Genomic DNA, 15,160 nt, shown 5'->3' with positions numbered 1-15,160 from the left:
GGTCAGAGGTCAAAAGAAGCGACGCGACGCATTTCATCAGTGACACGGATCTTGCCTTTGCCCTCGCGCTCTCTCTTGAGGATCAGCTTTGCAAAAGCAATCTGGCCACGGGGCGGACGTTCTCCCTTAACATCCTGAACTGTCTCAGGGCGGTTACTCACAGTCATCGCTGCTCCTTTCGTGGGCTTCATCGTAGCGAGTAAACAACCCCCGGTTCCCTCGAATGCGCATCGGGTTAATATGTGGTGCATGCAACGCGTGCTTTCCGGAATCCAGCCCACCGCCGACTCCTACCACCTGGGAAACTACCTGGGTGCCCTGAAACAGTGGATTGACCTGCAGGACGGCTACGAAGCGTTCTACTTTATCCCCGATCTGCACGCGATCACGGTGGACCAGGACCCGGAAGAGCTGCGCCACCGCACGCTTGCTGGCTGTGCGCAGTTGATTGCGCTGGGTATTGACCCGGAGCGTTCCACCCTGTTTGTGCAGTCCCACGTGCCGGAGCACGCCGAGCTGACTTGGGTACTGCAGTGCCTGACTGGTTTTGGTGAGGCCAGCCGCATGACACAGTTCAAGGACAAGTCGGCCAAGCAGGGCCAGGACCGCACGTCGGTTGGTCTGTTTACCTACCCAGTGCTGATGGCTGCGGATATTTTGCTGTACTCGCCGCAGTTGGTGCCGGTGGGTGAGGATCAGCGTCAGCACTTGGAGCTCACGCGTACGCTGGCGGAGCGGTTTAACTCCCGCTACGGCAAGACGTTCACGGTGCCGGAGGGCATGATCGTGGAGGGTGCGGCGAAGATCTACGACCTGCAGGATCCGACGTCGAAGATGTCCAAGTCGGGTGCGAACCCGAAGGGCATTGTGAATCTTCTGGACGAGCCGAAGACCTCCGCCAAGCGCATCCGCTCCGCCGTGACTGACAACGATGGCGTGATTGCCTACGACAAGGAAAACAAGCCGGGCGTGTCCAATCTGCTGGTGATTCAGTCGGCGCTGACAGGCAAGTCGATCGACGACATCGTCGCCGGCTACGAAGGCCAAGGCTACGGCGCGCTGAAGGTGGATACGGCGGATGCGCTCGAGGCGTTCACCACGCCGCTGCGCGCGCGTTACGACGAACTCATGTCGGATCGTGCCGAACTCGAAGCCATCCTCGCCCGCGGTGCCGAGCGCGCCCGCGAGGTGGCATCGCCGCTGCTGAAGGACGTGTACGAGAAGGTTGGGTTCTTAGCGCCGAAGCGCTAAGGGCTAGCGGCGGAGCCAGGTCCGTTTCCGGCGTAGCCTCAGCGCTTCGCTCGTGCGGCCCGCAGGCCGTTCAAGATCACGATGACTTCGGCGACCTCGTGAACCAACACCACGGCGGCTAGGCCCAGCACGCCGGTGATCGCCAGCGGCATCAACACGATGATGATGGCCAGAGACAGCACGATGTTTTGGTTGATGATCCTGCTGCCTCGGCGGGCGTGCTGCAGAGCCTGCGGGATCAGCCGGAGGTCGTGGCCGGTGAAGGCGACGTCAGCGGACTCGATCGCGGCGTCAGAGCCGGTCGCTCCCATCGCAATGCCCACCGTCGCGCCTGCCAGTGCCGGCGCGTCGTTGATGCCGTCGCCGATCATCGCCGTCGGCGTCTTGGAGGAGAGTTCGGCGACGATGTTTGCCTTGTCCTCCGGTCGCAGCTCGGCGCGCACGTCGTCGATTCCGGCGATTTCAGCCAGCGCCCGGGCGGTGCGAGTGTTGTCGCCGGTGAGCATGCTCACTTCCACGTCGTTGGCGTGCAGGGTCTGCACGGCTTCGGGAACCTCGGGACGCAGCTCGTCGCGGACACCGATCGCCCCGGCGAGGGTGTCATCGACGGTGACCAGGACGCAGGTCTGGCCCTCGGACTCCATGCGCTCAACGTCTGCCTTCAATGGCCCGGCGTCGATCCACCGGGGGCTGCCCACCAGCACTCGTCGGCCTTCGACGGTGCCGCCGATGCCATGCCCGGCTTCCTCGCTGATGTCCGAGGCGGTGGGCGCTTCGGGCGCCGCTGCCGCGATCGCCGCGGCGAGGGGGTGCGTCGATTGCTGTTCAACTGCCGCCGCGAAAGCAAGCACCTGCGCCCGATCGAATCCGTCCGCCGGGACCACGCCGGTAACCTCGGGCTGGTTGCGGGTAAGGGTTCCGGTCTTGTCCACCGCCAGGTGACGGATGCCGCCGAGCCGCTCGAACGCCGCGCCGGACTTGATGACCACTCCGAACTGACTGGCCGCGCCGATCGCGGCCACGACCGTCAGCGGCACGGAGATTGCCAGCGCGCACGGCGAGGCTGCGACCAGAACCACCAACGCACGGGTGATCCACGTCTCGGGGTCGCCCAGCAGCGAGCCGATCACGCCGACCAGCACCGCCAGGATCATCACCCCGGGCACTAGGGGTTGGGCGATCCGGTCGGCGATCCGGGCGCGGTCGCCCTTTTCCGCCTGTGCCTGCTCGACCAGGTCGACGAGGGTGGTCAGCGAGTTGTCCGTTCCAGCTGCGGTCGTCTCGATCTCCAGCACACCGGCGGAGTTGATTGCTCCCGCGGGTACCTCGTCGCCGGGTGCGACCTCCTCCGGAATGGATTCTCCGGTGATCGCTGAGGTGTCAAGGCTGGATCGTCCGGAACGAATGATGCCGTCCGTGGCGATTCGTTCCCCGGGGCGCACGAGCATTAGCTCGCCAACCACGAGGTCCTTCGCTGCGACCTCGACCGCCGTGCTGTCGCGCAGCACCGTCGCGGTCTGCGGCACCAACTTCAACAGTGCCCGCAGTCCGCTCTGGGCCCGGTCCATCGCCTTGTCTTCCAGTGCCTCGGCGATCGAGTACAGGAACGCTAGCGCCGCGGCCTCTCCGATGTAACCGAGGATCACCGCGCCGACCGCACTGATCGTCATCAGCAAGCCAATGCCGAGCTTGCGCTTCGTGACAAGGTTCCGGATCGCTCCAGGTGCGAACGTGTAAGCGCCCAACAGCAGGCCGACCCAGAACAGTACTGTCGCGGGTGTCTCCAAGTCGGACCAGTCCAGCGCCAGACCTATGAAGAGGGCTATGCCGGAGAAGATCGGCAGTAGCAACTCGGGGTCCTTCCACCATGGCCGATCGAGCTCTTCGACCTCCGCGGCGGGTTTGTGTTCGCATCCACACGCCGAGCTCATGCGTCCGCTCCCTTCTCGCCGCAGCCGGGCACCGAGCACTCAGGGTCGATGCACGGGGCATTCTCATCGACAGCCAGCGTCGCGTTTACCAGCGCGTCGAGCGCTGCCGCGAGGTGCGGATCGGCGATTTCGTAGCGTGTCTTGCGGCCCTCCGGCTCGGCGACGACGATGCCGCAGTCGCGCAAGCAGGTCAGGTGGTTCGAGACGTTCGAGCGGGTCAGGTCCAGGTCGCGCGAAAGCACGGCCGGGTAGCTCGGGCCGTCGAGTAGTGTCATCAGGATTCTGGAACGCGTCGGATCCGCCATGGCCCGGCCGAGCCGGTTCATGACGTCGAGGCGTGAAGCAATGGTCAGCATGCGCTGAACTGTACAGTGGCTACTGAACTGGCGCAAGGCGTGAGGAGTCTGCTACTGCCTCCGCCCCCGCTACGCCGTTTCGCAGGCTCCTCTACGATGTGTTCGGTAAAGCACATCCGTTTAGAAGGGACGTCCGTCGATGGCAACCTCGACATCGCCGCGTAAGGCGTACACCGACGAACAAGGAATCGAGCGCGCCTCGAAGCAACAGCAAGAAGGCCTAGAGGCGAAAGTAGAGGAGAAGGCGCCCGCTGCGGCTCACGTGCTGCGGATGAACGAGCGCTTCGGTTCAGAAGGCGGTAACCAGCTTGCCGGTGGCATTACGTACTTCTCGGTGCTGTCGCTGTTTCCGCTGCTCATGCTGATCTTCGCCGGCCTCGGTTTCTTCCTGAGCGCTCGGCCGGATTTGATCCAGGAGATTGAAAACCAGATCACCTCCTCCGTGGACGGCGATCTGGGCGACATGCTCAATGAACTGGTCAATGCTGCTATTGATCAGCGCGGTGCCGTCGCTGGTATTGGTTTGCTGACCACCCTGTGGTCTGGCCTGGGCTGGATGAACAACCTGCGCGTGGGTGTGTCCGCGATGTGGAAGGTGGATGCGAACGAGGGCGGCAACTTTGTGACGAAGAAGTTGGCCGACCTACTGGGCCTGATCGTGCTCATTGTCCTGTTCGTGGTGGCTGCAGGCGTGACCGCGGTTGGCGTGTCCGGCTGGACCAGCACCGCAATGGAGCGCCTTGGCATCGGTGATTTCCCGGGCGCGCGCCTCGTGGTGTGGGTCGTTGGATTCCTGGTCAGTGTGCTGGCCAGCTTCCTGGTCATGCTGTGGGTGAACATGTACATGCCGCGCACGAAGGTGCCGGTGAAATCAGGTCTGAAGGGTGCGCTGCTCGGCGCGGTCATCTTCGCCATCTTGCAGCAGTTCGCAGGCCTGGTGATCTCTTCCGCTACCGGTAACCCGGCGGGTGCAATCTTCGGCCCGATCATCACCCTCATGGTCGTGCTGTACCTGATCTGGCGCGTGGTGCTCTACGTTGCAGCATGGACTGCGACGACGCAGGAGTCCCTGGACGCAGCCCCGGCGGAGGTTCCGGAGCCGGCCGTGATCAACATCCGTGCAGGTGCGGTGCGTAACACCGATAAGTCGGCGTCTACCGGCAAGGCGCTTGGCGTCGGCGCCGCGCTTGGCGCTATCGGCGTTGGCCTCGCTTCCGTGCTGACGCGAGACTAACCACAGCGGCAAGCAACGCAAGGGCCACAACGCCCGCAACGACAAGGTAGGACCACCAACGGTTCCAGGCCGTCTCCTCTTCCACACCGGAGTTCTCTTCGGGCGTGGGGGAGGGGGCGGCCTTCGTCGTTTCAGGGGTGTTGGTCTCTGGGGGCGCTAGCTTTGCGACGACACCGTCCACCCCATACGCCGCATGCAGCAGCATCTGCGCCTGTTCCCAGGCGCGGTGTTCGTGGGCAGTGGTGTCGAGGACGACGGCGACGAGGCGGCGGCCATCGTGGTTGACCGCACCGACGAAGGTGTGGTTGGCGTCGTCGGTGTAGCCGGTTTTTCCACCGATGCCGTCGGGGTCGTTGAGGTAGAGCTTGTTGTCATTCCACAGCTCAAAGGCTGGTAAGTCGTCGAATCCGGGGAACTTGTAGGACTCGGTGGCGACGATGTCCGCGAACGTGGGGTTCGCAAACGCCGCTTTGTACGCCAGGCCCATATCCCACGCGGAGGTGGACATGCCGGCGCTGTCCAGGCCGGAATACGAGGTGGCACGGGTATCGGTCATGCCGAGGGTTTTGGCCATTTCGTTGATCTTCAAAAGCGTCATCTCGTTGCCGCCGAGCGCCTGGGCGAGCGCGTGGGCGCAATCGTTGCCAGAGGCCAACAGCAGACCGTGGAGCAGGTCGTTGACGGTGTAGTCGCCGCCCTCGCCGATGCCTGCGGCGGAGCCTTCCTGGCCCGCGGACTCGGCGGATACCGGCACTTTCTGGTCTAGCGGCAGTTCGTCGATCGCCGCCAATGCCAACAGCACTTTGATGATCGATGCCGGACGGTATCGTCCGTGCGGATCCTTCATCGCCACCACGTCGCCGGAATCCAGGTCAGCCACCAGCCACGCGGATGCGAGCACGTCCTGCGGAACCTCGTAACCGTCGGCGACGCTGACCCCACACGGCCCGTCGTAGGTCACCGGCAACGCGTCCGGCGTGCTTGTGGCCCGTTCTGAGGTGGAGACAGGCTCCGGCGGCCAGGTTGCCTGCGGGCAGTTATCGGTATCGGGTGCTTTGTCGCGCTTGGGTGGGACCCAGTTGCCGGTGTCGTCGTAGTAGCCGGTGGTGGGGGCGGCCGGCTCGATGGCATCGGTTGGGGCGGGGGTTTCGGCGTCTTGCGCGTTCGCTGTCAAGCACAGCCCCATGCTCAAACACACCACCGGAACTGCTGCCAACGTGCGCTTGATCATTTAGGACCCCTTCTGTTTGTAGCGGGTGACGAGGCGGTCGATGAGCTCGTCGGTAAGTCTCTCATCGGAAAGAATGATATCGAGCATGTCAGCATGCATCGCCTCAGTTTCCTCCGGATCTGGTTCTACCTGGTCATCGTAGGAATCGCCGGAGAGATCCATGCCGATGCCGTCGAGGAGCCCCTCGTCTTCAACAGGGGTGTCAATTCCCGTGGCTTCTGCGAGCATCTCCGCATCAATAGCGGGGAACTGGGTGGTGAACTCGGTGAGGAAATCATCCGCATCGCTCATCGCCTGCGCCGGGCGCTTGCCCTTGCGGATCTCCGCATCGATGCGACGCTGCAACGCCTTCTCCATCTGGCGGTGGCGCCAGGAGCGCACACGGGTTGGCTCCAACTCGCGGGCCACCGCGCGTGATTTGTTCTCAGCCTTGCGCGCAAGCGTGGCTACCTGCGTCGCCGTCGCGTTCACAGTGGTATTTACCGGAGCGAACTCCGAGTCGGTGGAAATGCGCCAGTTGCCGTAGTAGCCGAACAGGAACAGGGCGAAACTGGCAACAGGTCCGAGAATCATGCCCCAGGCGAGGTAGCCAGTGGCGTTGCCGATCAGCGTGATCACTGCACACGCCACTGCCGGCAGCACGGTGGGTTGGTTACCGCCAAACACTGACGGTTCTTGGCCGGTGACCACGTCGCGGATCATGCCGCCGCCGGTCGCGGTGAAGACACCCATCATGATGGTGGGCACAACCGGAAGCCCGTACTGGATTGCTTTCGACGCACCCGTGGACGCCCACAATGCGGAGACCAACGCGTCGCCATGCGATTGCAAAAATTCCCATGCGCGGCCCTTGAAGTAGGTGAACCTGGCGATCAACGCGCCGGTAAACGCAAGGATCAGGTATTCGGGCTGGCTCATCGCTGCGACGGTGCCCTCGTTGATCAGCACGTCGCGCAGCATGCCGCCGCCGAGCGCGGAGAGCATCGCGATGAAGAAGAACCCCACGATGTCGTAGCCGAGTTGGCGTGCCAGGGTGCCGCCAATGACACCCATGAGGAGCACGCCGGAGATGTCCATCCAGTGATAGATGGCGTTGATGAGGGGGTCGACCTGGTCCACTGCCATAGCCGACCATTCTAAACCTCAGGTCTTAGAACTTGGAGAAGCGCTTGATCAGCTGGTTTTCCATCTCGGTCCACGCTTCTGCCTTATCGGTGAACGGTGCGGACGGAACGTAACCGGCGGCGCGGGTGGAGCCAAGCATGTACGCCAGGTAATCCTGCATGCGCGGGTTGGCCAGCAGCAGGGAGTTCAGCGAATCGTCCTTCGCCCAGTCGGCGGCGTCCGCGAGCAGTTCGTAGGCCTTGGCCATCTGCTTGGTGTCTACCGCGTCGGTGCCCTTGGCAATGTCGGCGGCGATGCCGTTAAACGAGTAGGAGTTGTCCGGGTGAACCTCCACCTTGAGATCACCAGCGTTTGCCGCGTTGAGGATGTCCTGCCAAGTGGACACGCCTGCGAGGTCGTGGTCGTCGTTTTCCAAAATCCAGCGGCCGAGGTGCTTCGTGGACGGGAAGGTGATGATCTCGCCGTACTTACCCAAGAACACCGGCGCGCCGTTCAGGTACGTGCGCAGCGTGTACACGCTCTGGCCCTGGATGGAGACCTTCACAGGGTCGATGCCAGCAAGGCCCCAGACGGAGGAGTCGTAGGGGTCTTGCGCGGCGGCCTGTGCCTGCTCGTCGGCGCGGCGCTGCTCCTCAGCCGCTGCGCGTGCTTCCTGTGCTTCAGCAATAGCGGTGGTTGCTGCGGCAACCTCGTTCGCATCGAGATCTTGCGTATCGACGACACGCACCACCTCATCCAGCGACTCCACAACCTGCTTCCAATTGGTCAGCACAACGCGGCCCACACCTGACCATTCAGACATGCCGTTCTCGCCCGCGTAGTGGTCCGCGCCACGGTTGACGTTGCCCAAAATGGAGTGGGAGGCGAAGAAGATCTGCGCATGCTCAGCGCTGGCCACCTCGGCCAGCGAACGCGACACCTGGAAGACGCGTGCCAGCGACGAGACGTTCTCGTGGCTCGGACGACCCGCTAGGAAGTTCGGGGCGCCAATGATGTCGTAGTACTGCTTGTCACCCGGCACGACGCGGTCGTCGCCCTGAGTGTGAAACGCCTCCCACTTTGGGTGGTCACTCAGGTCATGCGACGGGTTGGTCTTGAGGTAGGCCAGAAGCTCCTCGGGGGAGTTGAAGGCGAGGACCGATTGGTCGTCGCCAAGAAAGGCCTGCCACTGCGTGCCCTTCTCTTTCCAGGTTGGGGCCCACAGGGTGTAAAAGTCGCCCTCGGTCAGGGACAGTTTCACGGGAAGGATCGCGCGGGTACTCATGGGGTGAGAGTCTACTCAACTCACAGCCAGCAGATTAACCGGTTGGCCGCCAGAACCCGTAGAACGGCATTCCGATGTTCTCGGTGCGCACTGGGTTCATCTGTACCGGGTCGCCGGCCTCAATCATCATGCCGTCGCCTGCGTACATTGCGGCGTGGCCCGACCAGAGCACAAGGTCGCCCGGCTGCAGTTCCTCGTAGGACACCTGCCTGCCAACCGCCTGGTCGGCCGCAACGCGAGGAATCTCCATCCCTGCCTGGCTGTAGGCCCACGATGTCAGGCCTGAGCAGTCGAAGCCACCTGGGCTTGATCCGCCCCACACGTATGGCGTGCCGAGTTGGCTTTTTGCTGCAGCCACTGCGGCTGCGCCCACCGGGGAGCCACCCTGTGCCGGTGCTGGCGTGGGCTCCGGTGGAGGAGCAGACATCGGCGTGACCTCAGGCGGAGCAGGCGCGGGGACCGTGGCTGCGGGTTTCGGTGCAGTCGGCAGCGCCGCGGCCACAAGCTGGCGCGGGGATGATGGCACCGAGGCCGATAGGCGCTGCAACTCTGCGTTCGCTGCCTCACCGAGCGCGCCCGGACCCGGCATGACACGGGCGGCCGCCGCAGCGGTCGACGCCCCCAGTTTCGTCGCAAGGGCGCCCAGGTCCTTCTCCAAGCTCTGCAAAGCCGCCATCGCAGCATCGAGCGCCTGACAGACTTGTGCCGCGACAAACGCCGCTGCACCAATTGGGCCGATTGGTGTCGCCGCAAGCGCGGGCGCTGCCGCGGCGTTGCGCATGAGACCAATTGCAATAGAGACAAGCTCGGCGACCGCGGCCGAAGCGCGGACTGACCCGCGCAGGACTGCGTCACTGATATCTGCACGGTAGGCCGCCAGGTCAGATGCAGCCTGCAGCCTGGTTTCCCCGCTCGCGTTAGCAACCTGTGCGAGCGGACCGAAGTCCTTGAAGTCCGGCATGCGATAGCCCGGAAGGGTCGGAAAATCGATGATGTCTGCCATGGACAAAATCTGTGCCGCAGCAGTACCGATATCTAACGAGAAGTTCAGGTGGCGGTTGTTTGTCACTGATGGCGGCCCGCCGAGCGAGGAAAGCGCGTCGAGCATGGTGCTAAGGGTGGGGTTCATAGTGTCGCTCCAAACTTGTGGCAGGTGGCGGTATCGACGGCGCACGCAGCGTCAACGGTGAGGTCCATGGTTGCGGCGATGCGCCGGGCTTCGTCGCGAAGCAGCGTGGCGTCGCTATTCGCCTGCTCAATAGCGGTGGACACCGCGTGGCGGAACTGGCCGAGTGGCCACACATCGGGCACGGGTACCTGGTTGAGGGGCCGCAGGGATGCTGCGTCGTTGCGTAGAGAATCGGTCATGGAAAACACGGATGCGGAATCAAATTGAAAGACGGTCATGCACATTGGACGGTGAAAACCCCGCCTCGGTTCCCTCGTAGGCGAAAAAACTTTGGTGAATTAGCATGGGCGGCATGGACATCACGGTTATTAACCACCCGCTGGCTGCTTCGCGGCTGACCATCATGCGCGACAAGCGCAGCGACAACGCAGCTTTTCGTGCGGCGTTGGCCGACCTCGGCGCAATGCTGATCTACGAGGCGGCGCGTGATTTGAAAGTCGAGCAGTTCGACACCGAAACCCCAGTTGCGGTCGCTCAAGGCACGCGGCTGGCCACCCCGCCGATCATCGTCCCGATCATCCGAGCCGGTCTGGGCATGATCGACCCAGCACTGTCGATGATCCCGGACGCCCAGGTGGGCTTCATCGGCTTGGCTCGCGACGAGAAGACCCACGAACCGGTGCCGTACCTCGAAGCACTGCCCGACGATCTGTCTGGACAGCCTGTGTTCCTGGTGGACCCGATGCTGGCAACCGGCGGCTCGCTCATCCACGCCATCGATCTGCTTGTTGGCCGCGGTGCGGACGACATCACCTGCATCTGCATGGTCAGTGCACAGCCGGGCGTGGATGCGCTCAAGGCTCACGGCGGGCCTGTCCGCCTGGTTACCGCGACGATCGATCCGTCGCTGAACGAGGACGCCTACATCGTGCCTGGCTTGGGCGATGCCGGTGATCGTCTCTACGGTCCGCGCAACATCGACCTCTAACGCGCATAACGCGCGCACAGTACAAGCGCAGCGCAAGGTCTACGCGCCACGGAACCGAAAATAACCGTGGCGTGCACACTTGCGCTGCGCTACATTGTGAGCACAACGGCACAACAGCACAACAGCACAACGACACAGCCAGGGGGAGAGCTGTCATGGGGGAATTGCTACCGGACTCGCACTGGGCCAGCTACGCGCTGGGCTTGGGAGAACGTATTCGCGCGCTGCGCATCATGCGGGGGTTGAGCCAAACGCGCCTTGCGGAACTCGCTGGAGTGTCGCGCTCGCTTGTGTCCAACATTGAGCGCAACGACTACAACGAGCGGGCTGCCGACCCAACCTTAAGCACTCTCTACCGCATCGCTCGTGCGCTGCACGTGCCACCTGCGATGCTGTTGCCGGGCAGTCTTGATGATGTCGACGATGCCTACGTGCTCCAAGGCCCTGACGCCAAAGTGGAGGCGATCATGTTCCAGTGGCCCCGCAGTCCGTACGACACTGCCCGGTTTTCCACCGCCTATCTTCAACCCGGCGCACCGAGGGGAACACCAGTGTTTAGCGTTGCTGAACAGATTCAGCACTGCACTGAAAACGCAGTACCGAAAAAGCAGTGCGCTTCTAGCGTGGCGACGACCCCGGCGTAGACTCTGTGCAACATATGCACTTGCTTGTACCCGCTGTACAGGACGACCTTAAGGGAGGACGCGTGAGTAACGCCGGAATCGCTACAGCCGTGGCGGCTTGGTTTGATCAAAACCAGGACAAGGTCGTGGGGTGGCGTCGGCACATTCACTCACACCCGGAGCTATCCAACGAGGAAGTGGAAACTACCGAGTTTTTGGTCAACGTACTGGAGGAACATGGTCTGAAGCCGGTGCGCTTCCCGGGCACCGGGTTGTATGTGGACCTTGGTCCTACCGAAGGCAAGCGTTTGGCATTTCGCGCAGACATCGATGCGCTGCGTGTGCCGGAGCAAACCGGTTTGCCGTTCGCGTCGGTGAACCCGGGCGTGTCGCACTCGTGTGGCCATGATGTGCATACGACGGTTGCTCTGGGCCTTGCGTGTGCGTTGTCCACGATCGAGCTTGAGCAGGGTGTTCGCGTGATCTTCCAGCCTGCGGAAGAAGTTATGGGCGGCGGCGCGCTGGACGTGGTCAAGTGGGGCGGGTTGGAAAATGTTTCCGCGATTTATGCGGTGCATGCCGAGCCGCATATCCGTGTTGGGGAGATCGGCGTGCGCACCGGTGCGATCACCTCGGCGTCTGACGTGATTCGTATCGAGGTCCAGGGCCCCGGCGGACATACGTCGCGCCCGCAGTTGACCGCCGATGTGGTGTACGCAATCGGTGCGCTGATTACTCAGTTGCCGGCGTTATTGTCGCGCCGGGTGGATCCGCGCACAGGCACTGTGCTGGTGTTTGGCCACGTCAATGCGGGTGATGCGGCGAATGCGATTCCGAAAGTGGGTGTTTTGGAAGGCACGTTGCGCACGGCGGATATTACGACGTGGCGTGAGATTGAGGACTTGATTACGGACCTCATTGACCTTGTCGTTGCGCCGACCGGTTGCACGTACCACCTGGATTACATCCGCGGTGTGCCGCCCGTGCTTAACGACGACGCCGCCACCGCCCTGGCCGTCCAAGCCGCCCGGTCCGTGGACCCGCACAGCGTTGTCTCCGCCCCGCAATCCAGCGGTGGGGAGGACTTTTCGTGGTACCTCGAGCACGTGCCCGGCGCGATGATGCGCTTGGGTGCGTGGAACGGTGAGGGTGAGCCACAGGATCTGCACCAGGGGAACCTGAATGTTGATGAGCGGGCGATTGGGGTTGGGGTTCGTTTGTTCGGTGCGATTGTGGAGCAGTACTTCCGGGTGGGTGAGGTTTCTTCGGCTCCGGGTAGACTGTGACGTTGTTTAACCTGTCACGTCAAGTCTGAAACTTTGAGGAGAGCCGTTTTGTCCAAGAAGATCGTCATCATGGGTGGAGGCCCCGGCGGATACGAGGCCGCGCTGCTCGCGTCGAAACGCGGCGCAGACATCACGTTGGTGGAAGATTCTGGGGCTGGCGGCTCGGCGATCCGTAAGGACGTTGTGCCGTCGAAAAGCTTCATTGCGGGCGCGAACATTAAGACGGACTTGCGCCGCGCGGACGATATGGGGCTCAACCACACGTTGGGTGACGCGAAGCTGTCGCTGCTGGCGCTGAATGAGCGTGTGAAGCAGTTGGCGGCGGAGCAGTCCAGTGACATCCGCGAGCAGCTTGAGCGCAAGGGCGTGCGCCTGGTCAAGGGGCGTGCGCGCTTCTCTGATAAGCAGGTCGGTCACACTACGCATGACATTGAGATTGTCACCGAGTCTGGTGAGACTGAGCACGTCAGCTGCGACATGGTGCTTGTGTGCACGGGTGCGAGCCCGCGTGTGCTCAAGGGGGCGGAGCCGGACGGCGAGCGCATCCTGAACTGGCGTCAGATGTATGACCTGCAGGAGCTGCCGACCCACCTCATTGTGGTTGGTTCTGGCGTGACTGGTGCGGAGTTTGTCTCTGCGTTTGCGGAGCTGGGCGTGAAGGTGACCATGGTTGCTTCCCGCGATCGCATTTTGCCTCACGACGACGCCGACGCCGCCGATGTCTTGGAGAAGGTCCTGGCGGATCGCGGCGTGCAGTTGGAGAAGGACGCGCGTGTGGAGCGTGTGGAAAACACGGGTGACGCTGTGGTCGTGCACACCACTGATGGCCGCGCCATTGAGGGTTCGCACGTGATGATGTCCATCGGTTCTGTTCCGAATACGGCAGATTTGAACCTCGAGGCCGCAAAGGTGGAGACCACCCCGTCCGGCCACATTCATGTGGACCGCGTCTCGCGCACTAACATCGCCGGCATTTACGCTGCGGGCGACTGCACGGACCTCATGCCGCTGGCGTCGGTCGCGGCGCAGCAGGGCCGCACTGCCGTTGACCACGCGATGGGCGACGGTGTCAGCCCGATCCGCCTGAAGACGGTTGGCAACGCCGTGTTCACCCGCCCGGAGATCGCTGCCGTGGGTGTCACGGAGCAGGAGATCCGCGACGGCAAGGTTGAGGCAGACATCTACAAGCTGCCCTTGTCGACGAACCCGCGCGCCAAGATGCGTTCCCTGCAGTACGGATTTGTGAAGATCTTCGCCCGCAAGGGCTCCGGCCAGGTCATCGGTGGCGTAATCGTGGCGCCGACGGCATCCGAGCTGATCTTGTCGCTGACCATCGCGGTAACCAACAGCCTCACCGTCACCCAGCTGGCTAACTCGATGGCGGTGTACCCGTCGCTGTCAGGTTCGATTACCGAGGCGGCGCGCCGCCTGATTACAAAGTCGGATCTGGACTAGCCGGAAACGCACGTTGGGGGCAGCGGGTGCGCGGACACGTCGCGCACCCCGGACCAATCGGGGTAGCTGACGCCGGGGCCAGATCAAGGCCGTCGGCGTACACCAGTTGGGGTGCGTATGCGGCGTCGCAGCCAAGCGCTACGGCGTGCTCGCGCCGGGGCTGACCAAAGCCCACGGCGGGACCCTGCACCATGCGCGCAACCCACATCTGTGTGCGCCCGTCCGGGGTGGTGGAGACCTGCCTGGTCACACGGTTTGGGGTTTCAAACGCACGGTGCACCACCCATAGCGGGCAGGTATCGCCGGAGACGGCGAAGCGGAACGACGTGGTGGCCTGGCGCTTGGACACATTTCCTGCGCGGTCGGTGCGCATAAATACAAACGGCACAGCCTGCGCGCCGGGGCGCTGCAGTGTGCCGAGGCGTTGGCAGGTGGATTCGAATCCGGTGCCGAAGCGGGCCGAAATAACGTCGATGTCGTAGCGCGTCTCGTGGGCAGCCTGCAGGATCTCCGTGTACGGCATGGTGACGGCAGCCGCGAAGTACTGGGCTAAGCCGTGGGTGGTGACGTTGCGGGCCGGGGTGTCGTCGATACGCGCAATGAGCTCTGACATCACGTCGCCGTGGGCGAGATTGCTGTAGCGGTAGGACAGCTCGAAGCACTGTTGCGCTTCGCTCAAGCCGGAGCGCAGGCGGATCTCGCGGGTGGTGGTGTCGATGTCGGAGCGACCCGACTCCACAGGCTGGTTGAAGCGCACGGTGTAGCCGAAGTCGCGGTCGAGGACCGACGCAAGACGGGTCAGGCGCAACTGGCGGCCACCAAGATGCTCCGCAAGCGTTTCGGCCGCTGAATCCAGGGAGTGGAAGTAGTTGCTGTGTTCCTGGAAAAAGCTGCGTGCGTACTCGTAGGGGTTGGGGGCTTGCTCGTTGAGGCGCTCGGGGATGGTTCGGACACGCTCCGCAAGGGTAGGGAAGTGGCGGGCGAATTCCTCCAGCTCGTGCTGCGCGATGCCGGGGAGCAGTTCCGAAAGGGCGGCTGCGGTTTCGCGTTCGGCGTCGCCGGAGAAGAAGGAAGCATCCACCCCGAAGGCGGACGTTAACTGCAACAACACCGTCGCCGTGAGAGGGCGCTGATCGTTTTCCAACTGGTTGAGATAGCTCGGCGAGATACCGACGAGGACCGCCGCATCGGCTTGAGTGAGGTTGCGAGCGGTGCGCAGTGTGCGGATCTGACCCCCCGCGTACAGCTTTGCCATCGTTGATTTTGCTCCTTCTCAGCCGCTTGGCC

The 15,160-nt window shown here is 63.1% G+C and carries 15 protein-coding genes; 6 read left to right on the top strand and 9 right to left on the bottom strand.

Going from position 1 to position 15,160, the window contains the following annotated elements; genetic code table 11:
• Positions 1-2: 2 nt before the first annotated feature.
• Entirely contained in the window at positions 3-167 is a 165-nt protein-coding gene (locus tag HMPREF2736_RS12120) for an RNA helicase (RefSeq protein WP_099046257.1), read from the bottom strand.
• Between the two features lie 73 nt (positions 168-240).
• Between HMPREF2736_RS12120 and trpS the strand changes: the two genes are divergently transcribed.
• On the top strand, positions 241-1,251 hold the full coding sequence (trpS, locus tag HMPREF2736_RS01280; RefSeq protein ID WP_070570522.1) for a tryptophan--tRNA ligase: 1,011 nt from the start codon (positions 241-243) through the stop codon (positions 1,249-1,251).
• 38 nt (positions 1,252-1,289) lie between these two features.
• On the opposite strand, the gene HMPREF2736_RS01275 is transcribed toward trpS, so the two are convergent.
• Positions 1,290-3,182 (bottom strand): heavy metal translocating P-type ATPase, encoded by a 1,893-nt coding sequence (locus HMPREF2736_RS01275; RefSeq protein ID WP_070828719.1) that lies wholly within the window; start codon positions 3,180-3,182, stop codon positions 1,290-1,292.
• Positions 3,179-3,538 (bottom strand): Cd(II)/Pb(II)-sensing metalloregulatory transcriptional regulator CmtR, encoded by a 360-nt coding sequence (locus HMPREF2736_RS01270; protein ID WP_070828718.1) that lies wholly within the window; start codon positions 3,536-3,538, stop codon positions 3,179-3,181. The genes HMPREF2736_RS01275 and HMPREF2736_RS01270 overlap by 4 nt, the downstream gene beginning before the upstream one ends.
• A 139-nt stretch (positions 3,539-3,677) precedes the next feature.
• Between HMPREF2736_RS01270 and HMPREF2736_RS01265 the strand changes: the two genes are divergently transcribed.
• A complete protein-coding gene (locus tag HMPREF2736_RS01265; RefSeq protein ID WP_070450414.1) occupies positions 3,678-4,772 on the top strand; it encodes a YhjD/YihY/BrkB family envelope integrity protein in 1,095 nt (364 codons plus the stop codon).
• Here HMPREF2736_RS01265 and HMPREF2736_RS01260 read toward each other — a convergent pair.
• The 5 genes from HMPREF2736_RS01260 to HMPREF2736_RS01240 are packed head-to-tail and all read right to left on the bottom strand — an operon-like array spanning position 4,732 to position 9,799.
• Positions 4,732-6,003, bottom strand: coding sequence for a D-alanyl-D-alanine carboxypeptidase family protein (locus tag HMPREF2736_RS01260; RefSeq protein WP_246815298.1), 1,272 nt, complete (start codon positions 6,001-6,003; stop codon positions 4,732-4,734). The two genes, HMPREF2736_RS01265 and HMPREF2736_RS01260, sit on opposite strands and share 41 nt — an antisense overlap.
• Entirely contained in the window at positions 6,004-7,128 is a 1,125-nt protein-coding gene (locus HMPREF2736_RS01255; RefSeq protein WP_083322938.1) for a trimeric intracellular cation channel family protein, read from the bottom strand.
• A 25-nt stretch (positions 7,129-7,153) separates the two neighbouring features.
• The gene (locus HMPREF2736_RS01250) at positions 7,154-8,392 is read right to left on the bottom strand and encodes a hypothetical protein (protein ID WP_070828717.1); all 1,239 of its coding nucleotides are present in this window, start codon (positions 8,390-8,392) and stop codon (positions 7,154-7,156) included.
• A gap of 34 nt (positions 8,393-8,426) precedes the next feature.
• On the bottom strand, positions 8,427-9,521 hold the full coding sequence (locus tag HMPREF2736_RS11850; RefSeq protein WP_246822026.1) for a C40 family peptidase: 1,095 nt from the start codon (positions 9,519-9,521) through the stop codon (positions 8,427-8,429).
• Positions 9,518-9,799, bottom strand: coding sequence for a hypothetical protein (locus HMPREF2736_RS01240; RefSeq protein ID WP_070828716.1), 282 nt, complete (start codon positions 9,797-9,799; stop codon positions 9,518-9,520). The genes HMPREF2736_RS11850 and HMPREF2736_RS01240 overlap by 4 nt, the downstream gene beginning before the upstream one ends.
• Positions 9,800-9,873: 74 nt before the next feature.
• On the opposite strand from HMPREF2736_RS01240, the gene upp reads away from it, so the two are divergent.
• From upp to HMPREF2736_RS01220, 4 genes are all read left to right on the top strand, one after another.
• The gene (gene upp / locus HMPREF2736_RS01235; RefSeq protein ID WP_070422880.1) at positions 9,874-10,509 is read left to right on the top strand and encodes a uracil phosphoribosyltransferase; all 636 of its coding nucleotides are present in this window, start codon (positions 9,874-9,876) and stop codon (positions 10,507-10,509) included.
• Positions 10,510-10,664: 155 nt separating this feature from the next.
• The gene (locus HMPREF2736_RS01230; RefSeq protein ID WP_070482389.1) at positions 10,665-11,153 is read left to right on the top strand and encodes a helix-turn-helix domain-containing protein; all 489 of its coding nucleotides are present in this window, start codon (positions 10,665-10,667) and stop codon (positions 11,151-11,153) included.
• Between the two features lie 62 nt (positions 11,154-11,215).
• Complete coding sequence (locus HMPREF2736_RS01225; RefSeq protein ID WP_224213032.1) at positions 11,216-12,418, top strand: amidohydrolase; 1,203 nt, start codon at positions 11,216-11,218, stop codon at positions 12,416-12,418.
• A gap of 48 nt (positions 12,419-12,466) precedes the next feature.
• Complete coding sequence (locus tag HMPREF2736_RS01220; RefSeq protein WP_070422829.1) at positions 12,467-13,873, top strand: NAD(P)H-quinone dehydrogenase; 1,407 nt, start codon at positions 12,467-12,469, stop codon at positions 13,871-13,873.
• Here the strand turns inward: HMPREF2736_RS01220 and HMPREF2736_RS01215 are convergent.
• Entirely contained in the window at positions 13,851-15,128 is a 1,278-nt protein-coding gene (locus HMPREF2736_RS01215) for a helix-turn-helix domain-containing protein (RefSeq protein WP_070422830.1), read from the bottom strand. The two genes, HMPREF2736_RS01220 and HMPREF2736_RS01215, sit on opposite strands and share 23 nt — an antisense overlap.
• Positions 15,129-15,160 lie beyond the last annotated feature (32 nt).

Source organism: Corynebacterium sp. HMSC036E10, from assembly GCF_001836265.1.
In the GTDB taxonomy this organism is placed as follows: domain Bacteria; phylum Actinomycetota; class Actinomycetes; order Mycobacteriales; family Mycobacteriaceae; genus Corynebacterium; species Corynebacterium coyleae.
The sequence above is the reverse complement of the archived record's forward strand: the minus strand, read 5'-3'. Positions and strand labels throughout refer to the sequence as shown.